This is a genomic window from Vibrio sp. Evd11 (assembly GCF_900382755.1).
GTDB lineage: Bacteria > Pseudomonadota > Gammaproteobacteria > Enterobacterales > Vibrionaceae > Vibrio > Vibrio lentus.
Genome location: NZ_OSDX01000024.1, coordinates 38573 through 58977 on the forward strand (window position 1 = coordinate 38573; position 20405 = coordinate 58977).

A 20405-nucleotide genomic window follows, 5' to 3' on the forward strand; every position below is an offset into this window, starting at 1 on the left:
CAGAGTGAGACGTTTGAGGGGTTATTGCTGTGGTAGCTAACAAAGTTGAGTTTAAGGCGAGAGAGGGGCTATGAGCCAATAAAAAGCCTCGAACAAATCGAGGCTTTGAATGACGTCATTGTTATTAGGAACGAATACTCAAAATGAGAAGCTCCTAAATCGAACTTATTGGGCGGGGTGAACTTGAGGGAAGCTCATGGTTGGGTGCTTTTCTACAATACTTGTGTAGCCGTACACATCTTCAATCATCGAAGGCTTAAGTGCTTCCCAAGGGCTGCCATCGCACACCAAATTGCCATCTTTCAATACCACTAATCGATCGGAATACTGCGCGGCTAAGTTGAGATCATGCAAAACTACGATAACCGCGGCATTGTGGTTGTCGGCTAACTCTCTCGCGATCTTTAAGGTGTTGTGCTGGTGGGCAAGATCCAGTGCTGATGTGGGTTCATCAAGCATCAAGATACATTGGTCACCAGAATAGTGAAGCTGGGTTAGCACTCGAGCCAAGTGAACACGCTGCTTTTCACCGCCAGATAGCGAAGGGTAGAGCCTTTCACTCAGGTGGGTTACATCAGCAATATTCATTTTTTGGTTAGCGATGCTGGTGAGGTTTTTGTTGGACTCTTGCAGAGGAATACCACCAAGCTCGACAACTTCATGCGCCAAAAATGGGAAGGTCAACGTACTATGCTGAGGAAGCATAGCCAAGTGCTTTGCCAGCTTTTGAGAAGGCCACTTGTCTTTGGTGTGTCCAAAATATTGAATATCACCGGTGCTCGAAATCTCTTGGCATAAGGCTTTAAGCAGCGTGCTTTTCCCTGCGCCATTTGGCCCAAGCAGTGTGGTTACCTTTCCGGCTTCAATCTCAATAGAAACACCATCTAATATCACTTTACTACCGAACTTCACTTCGATGTCGGTCGCTTTTAACGCTGAAGGAAACATTAAAGGATTCTCCCTTTCTGTTGAAATAGAAGGTACAAGAAGAATGGAGCACCGATAATCGCAGTGACAATTCCCACTGGTAGCTCTGCTGGTGCAAGTACCACGCGTGAGAACATGTCTGCAGCTGTTAATAGTAATGCACCTAGTACCGCTGAAAGGGGCAACAGAATTCGGTGATCTGGGCCAGCTAACATGCGACCTAAGTGAGGGATAACAAGGCCGATGAAGCCAATCATGCCAGATAGGCTAACCGTAACGCCAACGCCTGCGGCCGTCAGTAGAATCAATCTTCGCTTAAGCTTCTGTACTGGGATACCAAGATGCTGCGCTTCTGATTCCCCAAGTAGCAGCGCGTTCAGTGACATAGCTTGACGATAGAAAATAACAAACAATCCAACGAGCGTGACAGCAGCAAGCAAAATGCCAGACCACTTAGCACCCGCTAATGAACCCATTGACCACAATGAAAGATCACGCAGCATTTGGTCATCAGCAATGAAGTTCAAGAAGTCAATACCTGCGCCGGATAGTGCACTGATCGCTACACCCGCTAACAACATGATGGTGACTGAAGTGCCGAATTTGCCTGTACCCATCTTATAAACGAGCAGCGTGGTTAAGGCTCCCCCTAGAAAGGCAAATATAGGCACAGCTGCAAAGTTCATGAAAGCGGGGTATTGAAGTGAAAGCTCAGAGAAAAGCACGATGGCTAATGCTGCACCTAATGAGGCTCCGGCAGACACGCCGATGATTCCTGGCTCGGCAAGTGGATTTCGAAATAAGCCCTGCATAACCGCGCCACACAAAGCGAGAATTGCGCCGATTAGCATGCACAATATCGTTCTGGGTAAGCGAATTTCTTGAATCACCAAATTGATGTGAGGTGCTAAGTCATTATTTGGTTGGAGCAGGCTGGCTGCGCTGTCAGCCAAGCTAATGTTCATTGGCCCAACAGTGATCGAGTACAGCGCGACGAATACTAAGGTAGCTCCTAGGCCTAACATCGATGTTTTCAGTGGGACGGATCGTAGCAACATAAAGAGCCTCAATGTCTATCACTAGCTTCAATCCTCATCACCAGCTCTGCGAAAAGCGAGGCGGTGATGAGGATTGAGAAAGCAACAGTGGAAATAGGGTAGTCGAGTTATAGCGGGTAGATAAGTTATAGCGGGTAGACAAGTTATAACGGATAGATAAGTGCGTTTAATCGCTTCGCTTCAGAAAGGCTTTCAAGACCAAGTCCTCCAACTAAAGCGCTGCCCTTCACTGTAATGATTTGCTTGTTCATGCCTGCTGGCGTCGCCGCTAGCATAGGTAACGATTTAAGAATGGCATCAGCGCCGCCCATTTTTTGGTAGCTACGGCCGCTCACTAAGATGACATCAGGCTGCATTTCTACCAGTGATTCCATCGACAGTGGTTTGTATGACGTCAGGCTTTGAGCGGCAGGGTTAACACCGCCAGCCAATTCAATGATCGCGTTTGGTGAAGTCTCACCACCGGCAACGTTCGCAGGGCGACCTTCATGCAACAACAAGAACAACACTTTCTTTGCTTCGTTGTTGGGTACTTGGTTTGCTTTTAGTGCCGCAATCTTCTGATTTACTTCTGCTTTAACTTGTTCTGAGTGATCTTCGGTATGGGTAATCTTTGCGATTTGGTCGATACGCTTTAATAACCCCTCAACGTTCGCTTCGGTGTTTACGATCTCGACATCGATACCCACAGACTTCAATTGAGAAATCGCATTGTCTGGCCCCATCTCATCTGAGCCGATGAGTGTCGTTGGTTCTAAGGCAATCAAGCCTTCAGCAGATAAGTTTCTGTGGTAACCAATCTTCGGCAGATTCTCCGATTGAGGGAAATGGCTGGTCACATCAATCGCCACTAACTGCTCTTCAGCGCCTAATGCCAAGACCAATTCAGTAACGGCACTGCCTGCACTTATGATTCGAGGTTGTTCTACGTCATTGGCCATTGCCGTTGGCGCAGTCAGTACCAAACTCATTGCTGCTACTGAAAGGAGATGTCTCTTGGTCTTTAATTTGTTGAGCACTTTTAAGTTGTTCATAATCATTTCTTTATATTATCTATTTGTTTCGCGAAGATTCTCAGTGAGCAGTCCGTTCGCATTGTGAGTTCGTATCGATAGAGGTCTAGCTCTGGCTATTGGGTCTTAGTAACTAGAGCTTAACCTCATGAAAATAGAGAGTTGTTCTAGCCATCTTCGGTGAGCAATTGGGTTGCGGGTATTCCATTCTCTTGAAGGAATGACAGCAACTTCACTAGGTTCTCAACGTTGGCTGCTTTATCCGCGCCAATGATGATCGGCTTTTTATCCGCTGAACCTGTTTCTTCGAGTAATGCAATTTTGAAGTTTTCCCAGTCGATGTACTCTCTGCCGTTAATCGCCCAGTAAGGTGCGCGATCTAAGATATTGACGCTGATCGAATCTTTATGAACTTCAGAAACGTTCTTAATATCAGAGCTTGGTAGTTCGACTTCTAATGACTCCAACTTCACCGATGCTGTCAGAAGCAGGAAAACCATCACGATAAAAATGATGTCGAGCAGCGGTGTTAAATCTGGCGCTAAACTTTGTGTTTGAGATGAGTGGGGCGTTTTAATCATGCTTGGCTCACATCACCGACTTTGTTTACTGATGAGCCTTTAGTCTCGTCAGAGTGATTGGTTTGAATCGACATGCCTTCTAGCCACACATTCACATAGTTCAGAGTATGTTCTAACTGAGCCAGTACTCGGTCGGCCCATAGCCCAAGCAGTTGAGCGCCTGAGATCGCAGGAAGTGCAATCATCAAGCCTGCCGCTGTGGTTCTCATTGCTAAGCCAAGGCCGTCAGCTAGATCGTTCGGTGTAATACTGCCGGTTGTAGCAGCAACCCCTTTGAACATCTCAATAAGCCCAAGAACGGTACCAAGCAGGCCAATCAGCGGGCTGATGACGCCGATCAAGCCAAGCAGTCTTAAACCTGCATGCAGCTGGTGGCGTTTTTCTTGTAGCCAGATTCCTGCTGCATCTTCACGTAATCCTTTTGAGAAAGAGTGGTGAGCAAGCAACATTGACACGCCCTTGTACAGTAGCGGTCGTTTACCTGAAATCGAATGAGCGAGTGCTTCAATCTCTTTACTGTTGGTTGGTGAGATCTGGTTGAGCTCGCGACGAATGGCGCGTTTGCCAACACCAATGCTTAACATCACTTGGAAGACACGTTCAGCGATGATCATTGCTGTTAATGCAGAACAGATGAGAAGAGGCCAAGTCATTAAGCCAAGTTGATCTTGTAAGTAACTGATTTGTTGCATGATTAATCCAACCTAAAACGAACAGGTATTTGTACACGGTGAGCAATCGCTCGACCATTGACAGTGTGAGGTGAGAATTTCCATTGTTTAATGGCGTCTAAAGCGGCGTTGTCGAGCATTAGTGCGCCTGATGAATTTACTAATGCTTGTTTAATTTGTTTGCCTTCAGCGTCTAACCAGACCTCATAAGTTGCGACACCTTCAACGCCACGACGTCTAGCTTGGCGTGGGTAATTCGGTGGTGTCGGGCGTGAAGAAAAAGAGGGCTTAGTCACTAATACGGGCTCTTGGTTTGATACGCCTTGGTTTACTTCCTGAGGCTGGTTGGCAGACTCGGCCAGATTTCTATCGACTTTCTTGTCGGCCAGTTTTTCTGGCTGAGGCGTTGGTTTGGACTTTGGCACTGGTTTTAGTTCTGGGCGTTTTTTCTTAACGACCTTTTTCTCTGTTACTGGTTTCTTTTCAACAACCTTTCTCTCTACTTTCTTGGGTTGAGGCTTGTTGGTGATCGCTTTTTTCTTTGGCGTCGGTTTGGCTTGTTTTGGCTCAACGGCCTTGGGTTCGACAGGTTTAGGTTCAGCTTGTGAGACCGTTTCTTTGATTGGTTCTGGTTCAACCGGCTCTGTGATGGTTTTTTGTTGAGCTGGGGAAGGCGTGTTCTTAGGCGTGAAGTTGATCGATACCGTGTTCGATTGGCTACCTGCAGGCATCGCAAATACTTTGGATTCTTGAGCGACAAACAATAGCGCCGCATGAATCACTAACGATGCACCGCCTGCAATAACATATCTAGGAACGTTCACATTCAATCCTTTACCAAATCTAAAATCTGTACCGGATTATTGCTTAGAATCTAAATAAGATCAATTATCAATTGCATTATCATTTGCGTCTATTTATGATTCTCTCAGTTTTTAGCGAATAGTCTTCCAGACTTTGCTATGTAAGTGTTTAGAGAGATTATATGAGTCTTGATATCTATAAATTTGACGAATCAATCCTGGGTGTTTCTAGCCCAGATCCGCTTCGTTTTGCGTTTGCGAAAAAGCATTCGGCACATGCCGGAGGAAGTTCAATTCCGGTCGATCCGAGCAAGAAGTTGGAGCTCTTTGATGAACTGATGCTAAGTGAAGGAAAAAAACAGGATAAACGTTGCTTGTATATCCATATTCCTTTTTGTCGTGTGCGTTGTACGTTTTGTAACTTTTTCCAAAATGCGGCAAGTCGCAAATTAGTCGATGAGTATTTCGATGCGCTGATGGTTGAGTTGAAGCAAAAAGCCAAAACGCCTTGGGCTCAGTCTGGATTATTTCACGCCGTCTACATTGGTGGCGGAACACCTACCGATTTGTCTCCTCATCAAGTAGAGCAGTTAGGCAAGGCTATTCGCCAATATTTCCCACTAGCAAACGATGTAGAAGTGACCTTGGAAGGACGCATCAATCGCTTTGGCGACGAGATGTTTGATCGTGCGCTTGAAGGTGGTTTCAATCGCTTTTCATTTGGTATTCAAAGTTTCAACACTCAGGTTCGACGCAGTGCTAAGCGCTTAGATGACCGAGAAGTGGTGTTGGAACGTATCAGTGCTTTGAGCCATACCGAGCAAGCCCCCATCGTTCTGGATTTGCTGTACGGATTACCATATCAGTCTATGGAAGTGTTCCAGCAAGACTTAGAAGATTACATGTCTACTGGTGCTCACGGTATTGACCTCTACCAACTGATTGTTGGGGGTAATGCTCCTATGCTTAATCTCGTTGAGAAAGGAAAAATTCCACCACCAGCGAATACGCCAGATAAAGCGAGTATGTACTTGGCGGGCGTCGAGTTCATGGCAAAAAATAAGGTTAAGCAACTGAGCGTGAATCACTGGACTCGTGATAACCGAGAACGCAGCATTTACAACAGCTTAGCGAAAACTTATGCCGAAGTTCTGCCGATTGGTTGTGGTGCTGGTGGCAACATCGGTGGCCATGGAGTAATGCAACATCGAACTTTAGACAGCTACATGGAGTCTATAAAACAAGGTCAGCTGCCGATTGCCATGATGACGAAGCAAAGCTCACTAGAGCCAATCTTCTCGACATTAAAGGCTGGCTTTGACTCTGGTTTTGTTAGAAGAAGTACGTTGCCGACCTTTATGGGGCAAGACACGTTTGATTACTTGAAGCCTCTGTTCTCACATTGGGAAAAGAATGGTCTGGTTGAGCTTTCAGAAGATTATCTGACCCTCACTATTGCTGGTAGCTTCTGGGCAGTAAGCCTCGCTCAGAGTGTGATTCAAGTGCTTAACGCTGAATATCAAGCGATGCACCCAGCACCCAAAGCATCAGGTTCAGGCGTTCACCCGCATGCAAGTTTAAAGCACGCTTAATATCGAATTTTTAGTTTATACCTAGGGCGTGTTGACCTTTCGAGGTTAAATTTTGTTCGAGATAAAAGCGTTTTAATCGCGGCGAGGGGGAAGTAGCCTAGTCATTCTAAGCAAACCTCCCTCAACAAAGAGTAGAACGCTTTTAGCCGAACCCTTCGGGCAACGTTTGCTGGTCATTTCTACTACGTTATTGGCTTCTCATGTAGGCTAGCTACACATCAAAGCCTCTGCCTTGTATAAATACCCAGCAACTCGCTGCAAAAATCAGCTCGAGAGATCAACATGCCCTAATGTCAATTACTCGTTTATACGGACACATATTCAATGACAGATACAACATTAGAAATGACAGAAACTCTAGAACAAAGCGTAGCTCGAATTCTAGAAGAAGAACCAAAACTGCTTCCGACAGCAATTGCTGAGAAGCTAGGCGTTTCAGAAGTTGAAGTAGTGGCTGCTTTTCCAAACGACATGGCAGTGATGCTAGATGGCAGCCGTGCTCAAGAGATTCTAGAAGGTTTGGTTGGTTGGGGCCCAGTGACCACAATTATGCACTCATTCGGCTCAATCTTCGAAGTAAAAGCGCCTTTCCCTAAAGGTAAAGTCGCTCGTGGTTACTACAACTTAATGGGCAAAGAGGGCGAGCTTCATGGCCACCTGAAACTCGACAACATCAAACATGTTGGTTTGGTGAGCAAGGCGTTCATGGGTCGTGAAAGTCATTACTTCGGTTTCTTCAGTGAAACGGGCGAGAACATTTTTAAGATCTACCTAGGCCGCAATGAAAAGCGTGAGCTTATTGCCGACCAAGTAGAACGCTTCAAAGCACTAAAAGAACAAGCTTAAGCACAAGTAACGGCAAGCTTAACTAAGGTTGCCTACTCGCTTAAACAGTACATAAATGCTCGAGGATCGTTTAGTTCGCTAATGATCGCTCAACCTCGAGCAAACATAATAAATCAGAGAAAGTGAATAAAGGAATTACCCATGGAACAGCAAGTAAAACAAGAACGTCTACAAGGTCGCCTAGGTCCAGAAATTAAAGAATTTCGCCAAGAACGCCGTACCCTTCAACTTGCAACGGTTGATGAAGAAGGTCGACCGAACGTAAGTTACGCACCTTTCGTTCAGAACCAAGAAGGTTACTTTGTTCTAATTTCTGATATTGCTCGTCATGCTCGTAACTTGAAAGCAAACCCTCAAGTGTCTTTGATGATGATTGAAGACGAAGAGAGCTCGAAGCAGCTTTACGCACGTAAGCGTTTAACGTTTGATGCGCAAGCGAGTGTTGTAGAGCGTGAAACAGAGCTTTGGACTCAAGTGATCGGCCAGATGCAAGAGCGTTTCGGCGAGATCATCGATGGTCTGAGCCAGCTTCAAGATTTCTCTCTGTTCAACCTTAAAGCAGAAAATGGCCTGTTCGTAAAAGGCTTTGGTCAGGCATACCAAGTGTCGGGTGATGATCTGGTGGATTTCGTTCACCTGCAAGAAGGCCACAAAAAAGTATCTAACGAGTAATCTCGTTTAACCGATTTCTTCAGGAGCCCTCCAATGTGAGGGCTTTTTTATGTCTAAATCAAAGAGTTTGGTATATTGGCGTTTGATTAACATTTATGAGTAAGGATCGGTACGTGAAACCAGTAAGTCGAGATTGGGATGAGTTCTGTTATCCGTTTATTTATGAAGACAGTCCTATCTGTGATTTTGAGATTCTGTCGGACGAACTTTGTTGTCGAGTTGGGTTGGTGCTGTCTTTGGAATTGGAGCCTCAGGTTCGCGAGATACTGCAACGCCTGCAGCCGAACCTCTACCACTTGAATGGTTCTGTACGTGGGAAATTAGCCATCACCGAGTCTGAATTGGTCGAGCTCAAACAAGATTATCATCACATTCGCGATCAGCTAGAAGGTGGTTTCAAAGGGTTTGTTTTGCCCGGTGGGCATCGAGTGTCCAGCGAGCTTCACTTATGTCGTTGTCAGGCTAAAAAAGTCGTGCGAGCATTGGTGAGCATTGAACATCATGAAAGCAAAAAATCGCCAGACCCGATTCTTTTTAAATACGCTAACTTAGTGGCAAACACACTCTATGCATTGGCGTCTTTAACCAATCATGTCAATGAAGTCGAAGAAGTGGAATTTGTAAGTAAGAGCTATTCTATGCCAAAGAAATCGTAAGGCAGAGCTCTAAACTGATTCATTTCTAATGTCTAATCCTTAAGAAGCTAAGAAGCTAAGAAGCTAAGAAGCTAAGAAGCTAAACCATTAAGCATGATGCTAGGTTTAGCTTCCAAAATATCATTTAAGCAGCCGTAGAGGCTTCGTTTAAGACTTTTGCACCGCGTAGCATGGCTTCGATTAGCTCGCCCGCATTGAACTTCTCAAGTGCTTCATGAGCACCGACCTGATTGGCACGGTCGACACAGATCTCACTCGATAGTGAGGTATGTAAAATACAGTAGGCATGACTCAGTGCGCTGTCGTTTTGCACTTCAAACGCAAGTTCGTAACCATCCAGTCCTGGCATCTCAATATCACTTACAAGAAGATCAATCGCATTGCCTACGCTGGCTTGGCGTCGCATCAGGTCAATTGCATCTAAGCCGTTATTACAAATGCTGTAAGGGATGTTGATGCTGTCTAAGGCATCTGATAGCTGTTTACGCGCAATCAAAGAATCATCCACCAATAAGATATTCAGCGCCTTTAGGCGTTCCCTTTCGACATCAGTCAGCATTGGAATATGCGCGTTTTCATAAGCCGAGTAGATCTTAGAAAGTAATAACTCCACGTCGAGCATTTGCACGATACGACCTTCAAAACGCGTAATACCCGTCACAAACACATTACGACCGACACTGGTGGGGGGTGATTCAATGCTTTTCCAATCACATTCAATGATCTTATCAATTGAACGAACCAAGAATGCGACGACGGTTCTTAAGCAATCGGTGACGATGAGTACACAATCTTGGTACTCTGCGGGTGTGATAGGGCGAAAACCAATCGCTGCAGACATATCAATGACTGGAACGGTAAGATCGCGGATGGTCATCGTTCCAATCACGTGATGATGGGAGTATGGGATTTGAGTCATCGGCTGAAAAGGCACTATTTCTCTTACCTTAAGCGTGCCAATCGCAAAACTTTGAGTAAGGGATAATTTGAACATCAACATTCCCTGAGACTGACTCGCTTTACTGATCGGTTTGGCCATAAGAGGATCCTACTTAATACGCGCTTAATTTATAATGATTAATTTAAAGGGAAACGGAAGCCGCAGCAAGTCACTATGCGGTTTTTAAAGGGCTTTAAGGTAGTTGTTTTCGGTTATAGAGTGAAGAATGGCGGTTCTTGGGTTAAAATCACGCTAAATACTCGCTGTCGATGAATGTAAGTCGGCAAGCAGACAGCAACAAACTGAGAATTATCATGGCAAGAACAGCAGCAGCGCTTCATATTTTGGTGAAGCATAAAGAACTAGCAGAAGATATCATCACGCAGCTTAAAAAAGGCGCTAAGTTTCAAACGCTAGCGAAGAAGTATTCAACGTGTCCATCTGGTAAAAAGGGCGGCGACCTAGGCGAGTTCAAAAAAGGTCAAATGGTGCCTCAGTTTGATAAGGTTTGTTTTTCTGGCGAGACGCTTGTACCACATCTTGTAAAAACAAAATTCGGTTGGCACGTGGTTAAGGTTCTTTACAGAACTTAGTCATAAGTATGCGTTAGATTGAATAAAAGGAGCGTATATACGCTCCTTTTTTGTGACCTTTTGGCGTATTTAAAAGCACAATGGCTGAGTGTTCATCCCAGACGTTATGCGATAATTTCTGCTACGCCCTCAACTATCCGCCGTGACTAATCGGTGGGAGGAGGAGGGTTTTTAATGAGTAACTCATATAATAAATACCATTCTTAAGGAAATTTATGCAGCTTTGCCTTTTAGCCTTTGTCTTTATCTAGAAAGCTGTAAACGAGTTTGGTAGGAGAACAACATGGAGAGTTCAGCTATGTTAAGCAACCCAGCGACAGATGTCATATTGCATGCTTTTGACTGGTGCTACGCTGACGTAATGAAGAACGCCCCACTGATCCAAGAGTTGGGTTATAAATCTGTTTTAGTATCACCGGCGATGAAGTCGTTACGCGGACCTAAAGGCTGCGACCGTGATTCTGGCACCCAATGGTGGCAGCGCTATCAACCACAAGATTATCGTGTGATCGATAATCAGTTGGGTGACACGCAAGATTTCACTGCGATGGTGAACACGTTGAAGGAGCATGGGCTCCGAACTTATGTAGACGTTGTGTTCAATCACATGGCTAACGAATCGAGTATCCGTGGCGATTTAACATATCCCAACCAACAAGACATGGCATCTTACCAACAAGATTCTGAGTATTACGAATCGATACGCCTGTTTGGTGATCTTTCTAAACCTTTATTCGATGAAAACGACTTTGTTGAAGCGTTTGGCATCAAGAACTGGAAAGACACTTGGGAAGTGCAAAACGGACGTATTACTGGTGGAGCCAGCGATCCTGGCTTGCCAACACTGCTAGACAACGACAATGTGGTCGCACAGCAGCGAGCGTACCTAAAAGCTCTGAAAGATATTGGTGTTAAAGGTTTCCGCATTGATGCTGCGAAACACATGACATTGTCACATTTGCGTAAGGTGTGGACTGATGATATCTGCGAAGAAATGCACATTTTCGGTGAGATTATTACCGATGGCGGAGCGACGAAAGAAGAGTACGAGCTGTTCCTTCAGCCTTACCTCAAACACACTCGCTTAGGCGCTTACGATTTCCCTCTGTTCAATACCATCTTCAAATCCTTTAAAGAGCAGGGCAGCTTTAAGTCTCTGATCAACCCTTACTGTTTTGGTCAGGCGCTATCCAACATGCGAGCGATAACGTTTGCTGTCACTCATGATATTCCAAACAACGAGGTGTTTTTGGAGCATGTGATGGATGAAGTCGACGAACGATTGGCTCACGCCTTCATTTTGGGCCGAGATGGCGGTGTGCCACTGGTTTACAGTGAACTAAGCACCAGCGGTATTCTGGATCAGAACGGTCAGCCTCGTTGGCTTAACGACTGGCAAGCGCCTTACATGAAAAGCATGATTCAATTCCACAACCATGTTCATGGCGAAGCGATGCGTGTGGTTGAAGCGAATGATGATTTGCTGGTGTTTGTTCGTGGTGATAAAGGCATTGTGGTGATCAACAAGTCTAAACGAAGCAAAACAGCCTCATTAAATTGGACTGGCGCAGTAACGGATCTGTTGTCTGGTGATGTATTCGAATGTGTTGGCAAGGACTTAACCATCAAGGTTGAATCTAATCAGTGCATGATGCTGACGGCGAACTAGTTCGAGCCTGTTATGATACCAATCGTAGTAAATAACTGGTCATCCTAGCTTGTTAAAACGCTCGATAACTTCGTTATAAATTTTGATTGTAGAATAACTACTTATCGAAAATTTCTGCCTTGTTCTCAAGCCTTTTTCCTGCGCTATTTATGATCACTTACTTACTGTGATTGGTATGAGTTACGTCTAATCGGTTAGAAAGAAAAGACGAAAAAGAAAGCCCCGCTTACTCGCAATCAGTAAGCGGGGCTTTTTATTTGAAGCTGTTTATTGGTTACTAAGCGGAGCGTTAGTTAAACAGACAGGCTATTAAACCGTGAACTTGTTCAATAGTTCATCCTGTGCACGAACATTGTCAGTTTGTACCTGCATTGCCGTGTTTGCTTCTTGAGCTGCGTTGGATACTTGTGTTGAAAGGTCTTTGATCTTAACAGTGTTGTTATTGATCTCTTCCGCTACCAAGCTTTGCTCTTCTGCTGCTGAAGCAATCTGAATGTTCATATCAGAGATACGCTGAATCGCGTCACGGATTCGGTCAAGTGAAGAGTTCGCTTGCTGAGCACGTTCAACGGCGTCAGTGGCTGTGTCTTTACTTTGATTCATCGCATTAGATACCGAGCTTGCGCCAGCTTGGAGCTGCTCGATCATGTTACGGATTTCAGTGGTCGATTCTTGAGTACGTTGCGCCAGAGTACGAACTTCGTCGGCTACGACTGCGAAACCACGACCTGATTCACCAGCACGCGCCGCTTCAATCGCTGCGTTCAATGCCAATAGGTTAGTTTGGTCTGCAATGTCGTTGATTACCTTAAGAATCGTTTCAATGTTCGCAGTTGCTGATTCAAGTACTTGTACTTCAGCTACAGCTTGGTCGATACGCGCTGAAAGGTTATCAATCGCTTGTGTGGTGTCACTGACGACAGATGTGCCGTCTAGCGTTGCTTCATCAGCTTCACGAGCCGCAGCTGCAGCGCCTTGAGCGTTGTTCGCCACTTCTGTTGCAGTCACCGCCATTTCGTTCATTGCGGTTGCTAGCTGCTCTAGCTCTTGAAGTTGCGTATTCATCGCGTTTGCTGATTCGCCTGCACCTTTAACCGTGATTTCAGTACCTCGTTTAATTTCAACACCAATCGCTTTTGATTGAATGATCTGATTTTGCAGGTTTTCGGTAAAGGTGTTGAAACCTTTCGCTAGGTCAGAGAACTCTTGGTCTGTGTTGGTATCTAGGCGCTTAGTTAAGTCACCTTGACCACTCGCCACATCTTGAATGGCTTGGTTAAGCACATCCAGTGGACGCATTAACACACGAATCAAAACAGTCAGTGCAATGATGCTGAGAATAACCGCAATCAACGAGTAGATCATTGAGCTGTTTTTCAAATCTTCAACGGTTTGGTAAGCGATTTCTTCATCAAGGATTGCACCAATGTACCAGTCTTCACTTGGGATGTGAGTGAAGTTCACTAGGAACATCTTGCCGTCGACCTCAATTTCTTGAGAGCCTTCACGAATGCTTGCTTGTGGCATGTAGCTTGAAAGCATTTCGCCATTGTTTTTCGCATTCGGGTGAGCAATCGTGGTGCCGTCAGCAGTGACTAGGAATAGGTAGCCCGCATCAAACAAGTTCACTTGGTTTACCAATGTCGCAAGGTTGGTCAATTCTAGATCGTAGAACATACCAGCAGTGAAGCGGCCGTTGTCTTTAACTGGTGTACCCACTGAGATGATGACTTTCTTACTTGATGCATCCACATAAGGAGCGGTAACAACTAAACTGTTTTTGGATTTAGCATCAATGTACCAAGGACGAATTCGAGGGTCGTAATCTGGACCCGCTTCCCAACCGTCATCATTTTCAATGACGAAACCGTTTGCTTCGTAACCAAAGCCAACCGCAAGAAAGCTGTTTTTAAGCTTTGGTTTCTCTAAGATTTCTTTTACGTATGTACGATCTTCAGGGTTGATCTCGATGACTTCAGTCGTCGATTGAGCCAACGCTTTCTTGGCGTTCATCTCTGATTCGACGGTATTCTTAACGCCAGAAACCATTTCTTTCAGGCTCGCATTGACGTGGTTTTCTACAGCACTTCTTACGGTGTAAAGTTGTTGTATTGAAAGCAATGATACTGTCACTAGCAGCAAGGCTGATGATGCAGCAACCACCTTATGGCTAAATTTCATTGAGTGTTCCCCTTCTCACAGGCTTTGCGAAGTCTAAAGTTAATCGTGTTTTTCTAATTATATATATCGACGAGATTGGAATTTACTTGAATGTAATTTCACAAAATAGACTACAAAAATACAACAACCTAAACAATACAAAATTCACTAAATCACATATTTGTTACTTTTAGTATTTGGTTCAATGAGTTGAAGATACACGCGAGCCCAGAGCCAGCGGGTATTGATAATTTATTAATTAGACGTTTATGTGTGTGGTTTTCTATTAAAAACGATGGAGAGGATAAATAGATATGAAATCAAGCGAACTGCAGGTTTTATATATTGATGGAGTTTTGGGTGAGAAGGTGAATATGTTCAACGAAAATAAAAAGCCCCACAAAAGTGAGGCTTTAATAGAGGATGTTATATAAGTAGCGTCTAATTTAGAATATTAGATGCGCTACACCAGCGATAACTGGAAGCGTAATTAAAGTACGCAGAATAAAGATAATAAACAGCTCTAGAATGTTCACTGGAATCTTACTGCCTAGAAGCAGAGCGCCTACTTCAGACATGTAGATCAGCTGAGTTACCGACATCGCCGCAATCACAAAGCGAGTCATCTCGTTGTCGATAGAAGCAGCAAGGATTGCTGGGATAAACATATCCGCAAAACCAACAACAATCGTTTCAGATGCTGCAACCGCTTCAGGTACACCAAGTAGCTCTAGGAATGGAATGAAAGGTTGACCTAGGAATGAGAACACTGAAGTGTATTCCGCAATAACCAAAGCCATAGTACCAAGCCCCATAACCACAGGCAGTACGCCGAATACCATATCGACTGCGTTACGAACGCCTTCGCCAAATACAGACTTAGCTGATTTAACTTGTGACGCTTTGTTTACTGCTAGCTCAAGACCCCAAGAGAACGTTGAGTGACCCGCAGGGATCGCGTCAGCGTCTTTGTGTGGCTTGCTGCCATCAATGAAGGTGTCTTTCTTCATGCTTAGTGGAGGAAGGCGAGGGATGATTACCGCAGCCACAATACCCGCTAGACAGATTGCTGCGTAGAAAGGCAGGAATAGGTGCTCCAGTTCTACTTGAGCAATAACCACAAGACTGAACGTAATAGATACTGCTGAGAAAGTGGTACCAACAACCGCAGCTTCACGCTGAGTGTAGAACTTCTTCTCGTACTGTTTGCTTGTAAGAAGGATACCAACACTGCCGTCACCTAACCAAGAAGCCATACAGTCGATAGCACTACGACCTGGCAGGTTGAAGATTGGACGCATTACTTTGCTTAGCAGCGTACCGAACAGTTCTAACAAACCGAAGTTAAGTAGAAGTGGTAATAGTAAACCTGCAAAGATAAATACTGAGAACAGTGTTGGAAGTAGGCCTTCTAGTACAAGACCACCAGTGTTTTCTTCCCAGATAAACTCAGGGCCTACTTGGAAGAAAGCCATGAATGCAGCAGCACCACCGATAAGACGAACCAACAACCATAGTGGAGATGGGTTGAAAAGACCGTTTAAGAAAGAGCTTGATGTAATGAATGTAGGTTTGAAAATGGTGCTTAAAACGGAAGCTACAGACATGAAAGCAACGATTGCAGTGATAATAGAAACTAAGTATTCACCAAAAACCGCTTGAATTGATTTCGCTAGAATAGCGACAGGGATCGTTAGATCACCTTGGTAGCTGATTGGAGCCATGAAAAGGAACAAACCAATCAGAGATGGGATTAAGAAAACCCAGAAACTGCCTTTAGATTTCTCTGGTTGAGCAGTATTCGTGTTGTTAGACATGTTAATTGTTCTCGTATTTCTACATGTAAAAAAGCCACATCCTTGGCGTTTTTATTCTCTAAACATCCGTATTTTCTCACTGGCTGCAAGATTACCCAGTATTGATAGTGCTTGCAATACTATTCATCAAATATCGCTAACTATTCACACTGGTTATTCTGCAACTCATTAAGAGTTTAGAATAAAGTGTTGCGGATGTTACGTATATTGAGGATATATTGCCAGATATTTATAAATTGATTGGGGTTTCAGTCCGATAGGTTAGATATAGCCAGTAGCTAAACGCAATAATGAACGCAAATGAAGCCGGAAAAGCCAGTGCGTTAATCTCAAAGCGTTGAAACAGGCAAGCTCCGGTTAAGCCCCCAAACAAAAAGCCAACCACAATGAACATGAGTAGTTTTGCTTTTCGACGGTCAAACGGTGTGCCTTTGAGGCGAGCGCCAATCATGATCCCAAGATCGGTAATGATGCCACTCATGTGTGTGGTACGAATAATCGCACCGCTGTAAGTGGTAATCATCGCATTTTGCAAGCCACATGCGGCTGAAGCGAAGTATTGCCCTGAAGTAAAACCTTCCAGTAGTGCCCAAAGCGCCAAAAACAGCAATCCACCCTCAATAAATAGCGCAACACCGTATCGACGACCCAATTTCAGAGCTTGGTTTTCAATAAAGAATCCACTGAAAGCAGCGCCCAACATAAAACTCATGATGACCAATAACAGGTGTATTGAAGCACTAGTGGGGGTTAGTAAGCTACTGCCTAACAGAGACATAGTGCCGGATATGTGGGAGATGGCTTGGTGTTGGAAGCCGAGTAAGCCGATAGCATTAACACTGCCTGCTAGGCCCGCTAACAGTAAGGCGCCGTATTCAACCCAGCGAGGTAGCTTAGAAATCATGTGGTTCACCCTGGGTTAGAAAGAGGAGCAGATTATAACGCTAGCGAAAAGATACGCTAGCGTTGTGGAGCGTTGATATTTGATCTTAGGCAACAGTATTGCAGTTTGTTTTAATACGGTTGCTTTATAAAGATAACGGTCAGTAACAAGCTAGTTGTAGTGATTCATTTGATGGTCGAATTTGACCCAACCGTGTTTCCGTTCTTCGTAGATTGAAAAGCTTGGTAACGGAAAGTCTTGCTCTTTAAATAACCCGAGCGGGACAATATAAAAATCAGCCGCGGCTACGGACTGTAAAAGCATGGTGGTGCCACACTTCGGGCAAAATTGATAGGTGACTTCATTACCAGTATCGCTGATACGTGAAAAAGAGGTGACTTCTCCGCTTAGCGTTATTTGCTCTATTGGGTATCGAGCTTGAACACCGAACACACTTCCGGTGCGTTTCTGACATTCATAGCAATGGCAGACAGAGGTTCGTTGAGGCTCGCCTCTGCATACTAGGTTGACTGCTCCACAGCGGCATTCGCAACTTCTGATATTTCTATCTTTAATATGATTGATATCCATCCATGCTCCACTTCCAGTTAACCCTGTATTGATAATTATACTAAAGCCCTTTATGGTCTGCACAACTGGATGAAAATAAAAGAATATAATCGCTCATGAAAAAGAAAATCTTACCTATACCTCTGATTTTACTGATTCCGATTGTCATGCTTGTCGTGGTGATACTGGCGGGTATCTATCGCTTTAGCTTAAGTGACGAAGAGATCTTGGCGAAGTTTCCTTCTTCACAAGTCAGTTATGACCCAGTCGTTGAAACTGTTTTTGATTTGAAGACGACCAACCCATGGACAATTAAAGTCCCTGAGACCAACGCTTACGCTTTTATAAATGAAGTCGATGAGACCAAAGCAATCGCGTTTGGGCGCTATGATTCCGGTGTTGAACGCGGTGTGGCGACAGTAGACACCAAAAGTATTTCTGCAGTGACATTGGGCAAAGCGAGTTTCTTTGTTGCGCCAATGTGGATATCGAACCAAGGCAGCGGCGTATTTTATTACCTTGGACTGTTTAAACACGATCAGCAGCGAAGCCGTGTTGTGCTCGTCGACCAGCTTTTACTCGGCGATCGCGTGCAAATCCAAACCTTAGATGTGACTCAGTCTGTTGAAGATACGAAAAATAGTAAACTTACAGGGAAAGGTTTTATCGGCTTTACACAGCATTCTGCGGAACAATCATTCGCAGAAGCACCGTCTGAAAAGGTGTTAATGAGTTTTTCTTTTGATACGCAATCAATTGGTAAGCAATAACATTTTTGTTCGTATAAGGATCTGTTGTTTATGTGAGCCAAATTACATATTATCGTAGTTAGATGAATGAAATTTAGACACTCCTCAAGGCGGTGTCTGCTTATATTTTTACAAATGGAGCTTGCGAATGATTAATAAACGTTTTTTTAAAACCAAAGATGAAGTGGAAGTGACCTTCGAGCTGGAAGCTCAAGAAGCAAACTCAGTTTCGATTGTGGCTGATTTTCTTGATTGGAAAGCAACCCCAATGAAAAAGTTGGCGAAAGGGAAAGTCTACAAATTTAAAACTCGTCTGCCTAAAGATGGCGAGTTTCAATTTCGTTACCTTGTTGATGACCAAGAGTGGGTGAACGATGCAAATGCTGATCGTTATATCCCCAATGATTTTGGTGGCGATAACTGTTTGGTATCGACGGTTACTGCTTAACCTTAACGTAGTTACGTAGTTACGTAGTTATTTAATTGCTTAACTGCTGACTCGTGAGACACACTGTTATACGGGCGTATTCAGTCAAGATTTTACGATCAATACAGCTTGTTTATTAATTAAGCAAAGCGGGATAACCTAAATCAATAGAAAGCAGAAGCTAGGTGTTTCTGCTTTTTTATTTTTAAATTTAGCGGTTAATTTTATTTGCGATAAAGTGTTTTACAGGGACGGTAACTCAATGACTTAGGTGCGATGAGTAAGATTCGCATCATATTATGACAATGCATTGATGATTTATGCGTTTGAAAAGCATATCCTATGCCTTTATATCGTAGAAAGACCTGTTTACCGTGTATTCAAAAATATTCTCCTCTCCGTTTTCTGAGCTTTCACCTGTAAAAAAAGCAGCTATTTTAGGGCTGCCACTTATTGCAGTTATCGGTGTTGCTTTACAAACTTCTCAATCAGATCTGACCAAAACGATCGATCTGAATTTACCGGACTCAACCGTGATTGAGTCAATTCTGTCACCTTCTTCTGTTGTTATTATCGAGCCGCCGACATTTGAATATCAAATTCAAACGGGCGATAACTTAAGCAGCATTTTCACTCAGCTTGGATTTTCTTATAAATCGATGATGAGCGTGATGGAAACGGATTTAAACTTCCTTGCGCTAGACACGCTTAGACCTGGTAACACATTACGCTTTTGGCGTGACGAGGCGACGGGCGATCTGTCCAAGATGGAAATTCAATTTAGTGTTGCTGATAAAGCGGTTTACCGACTGCTTGATGACGGTAGCTACGAATTTGAAGACATCTCTATTCCTGGTGAATGGAAGCAAAGACCTCTAGTGGGCGATATTCAAGGCAGCTTCTCTATGTCGGCGAATAAAGTCGGCCTGAACAGTCTTGAGATTGACCATATTGTGACTCTTCTTAAAGACAAGTTGAACTTTAGCCGTGACCTACGTGCTGGCGATCAGTTTGAAGTGCTTCAGAAAGCTCAATTTGTTGACGGTGTTGCAACCGGAAAACGTGAAATTGAAGCGATTAAGATCATCAACAAAAATCGCGTTGTTTCTGCTTATCTTCATACCGATGGTCAATACTACGATGCGGACGGTGATAGCCTACAACGCGCTTTCCAACGTTACCCTGTGAGCAGCAGCTGGCGTCAGAGTTCTCAATTCAACCCTAAACGCTTACACCCTGTGACAGGTCGAATCTCACCACATAACGGTACAGACTTCGCTACGCCAATTGGTACGCCAGTTCAAGCTACCGGTGATGGTAAGGTGATCATGACCCGTAAACACCCTTACGCGGGTAACTATGTGGTGATTCAGCACGGCAGCACTTACAAAACGCGCTACTTGCATTTAAGTAAGATTCTTGTTCGTAAAGGGCAAACAGTATCTCGTGGTCAACGTATTGGCTTATCGGGTAAAACTGGCCGAGTGACGGGTGCACATTTGCATTATGAACTGATCGAACGTGGTCGTCCTGTTAACGCGATGACAGCGAACATTCCGATGGCTGACTCAGTGCCGAAAAAGGAAAAAGCGACATTCGTAGCATCGAGAGATGAAGCCGACAAGCTGCTTAAGAAAGCGTTGGAAGAACAATCTAACAACAGCTAGTGATAGCGAGTCGGATATCGCTGATGAGTCTAATCGGTGAATAAACGAATAGCTTGGTCGCTTATATATCTAAACATTGAAAAGCCGCGAGTGCTGATTTGAATACCTAAG

20 protein-coding genes are annotated in these 20405 nt (G+C 44.3%); 9 read left to right on the forward strand and 11 right to left on the reverse strand.

Translation table 11 applies throughout. The features are described 5' to 3' along the window. Nucleotides 1–165: 165 nt before the first annotated feature. The 6 genes from ED652_RS12255 to ED652_RS12280 form a co-directional block, all read right to left on the reverse strand. Nucleotides 166–948 (reverse strand): heme ABC transporter ATP-binding protein, encoded by a 783-nt coding sequence (locus ED652_RS12255; protein WP_122054979.1) that lies wholly within the window; start codon nucleotides 946–948, stop codon nucleotides 166–168. Next, nucleotides 948–1985, reverse strand: coding sequence for an iron ABC transporter permease (locus ED652_RS12260; protein ID WP_122054981.1), 1038 nt, complete (start codon nucleotides 1983–1985; stop codon nucleotides 948–950). Before ED652_RS12260 ends, ED652_RS12255 begins: the two co-directional genes overlap by 1 nt. A gap of 143 nt (nucleotides 1986–2128) precedes the next feature. Then, entirely contained in the window at nucleotides 2129–3019 is an 891-nt protein-coding gene (locus tag ED652_RS12265; RefSeq protein WP_122054982.1) for a hemin ABC transporter substrate-binding protein, read from the reverse strand. 146 nt (nucleotides 3020–3165) lie between these two features. Then, the gene (locus ED652_RS12270; protein ID WP_122054984.1) at nucleotides 3166–3579 is read right to left on the reverse strand and encodes a biopolymer transporter ExbD; all 414 of its coding nucleotides are present in this window, start codon (nucleotides 3577–3579) and stop codon (nucleotides 3166–3168) included. After that, nucleotides 3576–4271: a MotA/TolQ/ExbB proton channel family protein gene (locus tag ED652_RS12275; RefSeq protein WP_076666931.1), complete on the reverse strand. Its 696-nt coding sequence runs from the start codon at nucleotides 4269–4271 to the stop codon at nucleotides 3576–3578. Before ED652_RS12275 ends, ED652_RS12270 begins: the two co-directional genes overlap by 4 nt. Before the next feature lie 2 nt (nucleotides 4272–4273). Further along, nucleotides 4274–5074: an energy transducer TonB gene (locus ED652_RS12280; protein WP_122054986.1), complete on the reverse strand. Its 801-nt coding sequence runs from the start codon at nucleotides 5072–5074 to the stop codon at nucleotides 4274–4276. Between the two features lie 161 nt (nucleotides 5075–5235). Between ED652_RS12280 and hutW the strand changes: the two genes are divergently transcribed. The 4 genes from hutW (at nucleotide 5236) to ED652_RS12305 (ending at nucleotide 8819) form a co-directional block, all read left to right on the forward strand. Further along, the gene (hutW, locus tag ED652_RS12285) at nucleotides 5236–6645 is read left to right on the forward strand and encodes a heme anaerobic degradation radical SAM methyltransferase ChuW/HutW (RefSeq protein WP_122054988.1); all 1410 of its coding nucleotides are present in this window, start codon (nucleotides 5236–5238) and stop codon (nucleotides 6643–6645) included. Between the two features lie 324 nt (nucleotides 6646–6969). Next, on the forward strand, nucleotides 6970–7491 hold the full coding sequence (hutX, locus tag ED652_RS12295) for a heme utilization cystosolic carrier protein HutX (RefSeq protein WP_029405101.1): 522 nt from the start codon (nucleotides 6970–6972) through the stop codon (nucleotides 7489–7491). A 141-nt stretch (nucleotides 7492–7632) separates the two neighbouring features. Then, entirely contained in the window at nucleotides 7633–8163 is a 531-nt protein-coding gene (gene hutZ / locus ED652_RS12300) for a heme utilization protein HutZ (RefSeq protein ID WP_004731858.1), read from the forward strand. 113 nt (nucleotides 8164–8276) lie between these two features. Then, complete coding sequence (locus tag ED652_RS12305) at nucleotides 8277–8819, forward strand: ATP:cob(I)alamin adenosyltransferase (protein ID WP_122054990.1); 543 nt, start codon at nucleotides 8277–8279, stop codon at nucleotides 8817–8819. Between the two features lie 124 nt (nucleotides 8820–8943). On the opposite strand, the gene ED652_RS12310 is transcribed toward ED652_RS12305, so the two are convergent. Continuing rightward, nucleotides 8944–9858: a chemotaxis protein gene (locus tag ED652_RS12310; protein WP_122054991.1), complete on the reverse strand. Its 915-nt coding sequence runs from the start codon at nucleotides 9856–9858 to the stop codon at nucleotides 8944–8946. 170 nt (nucleotides 9859–10028) lie between these two features. Between ED652_RS12310 and ppiC the strand changes: the two genes are divergently transcribed. Both ppiC and ED652_RS12320 read left to right on the forward strand, forming a co-directional pair. Then, a complete protein-coding gene (gene ppiC / locus ED652_RS12315; protein WP_122054993.1) occupies nucleotides 10029–10352 on the forward strand; it encodes a peptidylprolyl isomerase PpiC in 324 nt (107 codons plus the stop codon). Between the two features lie 283 nt (nucleotides 10353–10635). Beyond that, the gene (locus tag ED652_RS12320) at nucleotides 10636–12021 is read left to right on the forward strand and encodes an alpha-amylase family glycosyl hydrolase (protein ID WP_122054995.1); all 1386 of its coding nucleotides are present in this window, start codon (nucleotides 10636–10638) and stop codon (nucleotides 12019–12021) included. A 309-nt stretch (nucleotides 12022–12330) separates the two neighbouring features. On the opposite strand, the gene ED652_RS12325 is transcribed toward ED652_RS12320, so the two are convergent. From ED652_RS12325 to ED652_RS12340, 4 genes are all read right to left on the reverse strand, one after another. After that, complete coding sequence (locus ED652_RS12325) at nucleotides 12331–14202, reverse strand: methyl-accepting chemotaxis protein (RefSeq protein WP_065111416.1); 1872 nt, start codon at nucleotides 14200–14202, stop codon at nucleotides 12331–12333. Between the two features lie 425 nt (nucleotides 14203–14627). Continuing rightward, nucleotides 14628–15998, reverse strand: coding sequence for a YjiH family protein (locus ED652_RS12330; protein ID WP_017105635.1), 1371 nt, complete (start codon nucleotides 15996–15998; stop codon nucleotides 14628–14630). Between the two features lie 229 nt (nucleotides 15999–16227). After that, the gene (locus ED652_RS12335; protein ID WP_122054996.1) at nucleotides 16228–16902 is read right to left on the reverse strand and encodes a YoaK family protein; all 675 of its coding nucleotides are present in this window, start codon (nucleotides 16900–16902) and stop codon (nucleotides 16228–16230) included. A gap of 150 nt (nucleotides 16903–17052) precedes the next feature. After that, complete coding sequence (locus ED652_RS12340; protein ID WP_174214629.1) at nucleotides 17053–17535, reverse strand: GFA family protein; 483 nt, start codon at nucleotides 17533–17535, stop codon at nucleotides 17053–17055. A gap of 32 nt (nucleotides 17536–17567) precedes the next feature. Between ED652_RS12340 and ED652_RS12345 the strand changes: the two genes are divergently transcribed. The 3 genes from ED652_RS12345 (at nucleotide 17568) to ED652_RS12355 (ending at nucleotide 20294) form a co-directional block, all read left to right on the forward strand. After that, nucleotides 17568–18221, forward strand: coding sequence for a hypothetical protein (locus ED652_RS12345; RefSeq protein WP_122055000.1), 654 nt, complete (start codon nucleotides 17568–17570; stop codon nucleotides 18219–18221). Between the two features lie 127 nt (nucleotides 18222–18348). Continuing rightward, complete coding sequence (locus ED652_RS12350) at nucleotides 18349–18648, forward strand: isoamylase early set domain-containing protein (RefSeq protein WP_017105639.1); 300 nt, start codon at nucleotides 18349–18351, stop codon at nucleotides 18646–18648. 353 nt (nucleotides 18649–19001) lie between these two features. Continuing rightward, nucleotides 19002–20294, forward strand: coding sequence for a peptidoglycan DD-metalloendopeptidase family protein (locus ED652_RS12355; protein WP_017109037.1), 1293 nt, complete (start codon nucleotides 19002–19004; stop codon nucleotides 20292–20294). The last annotated feature ends 111 nt before the right edge of the window (nucleotides 20295–20405 follow it).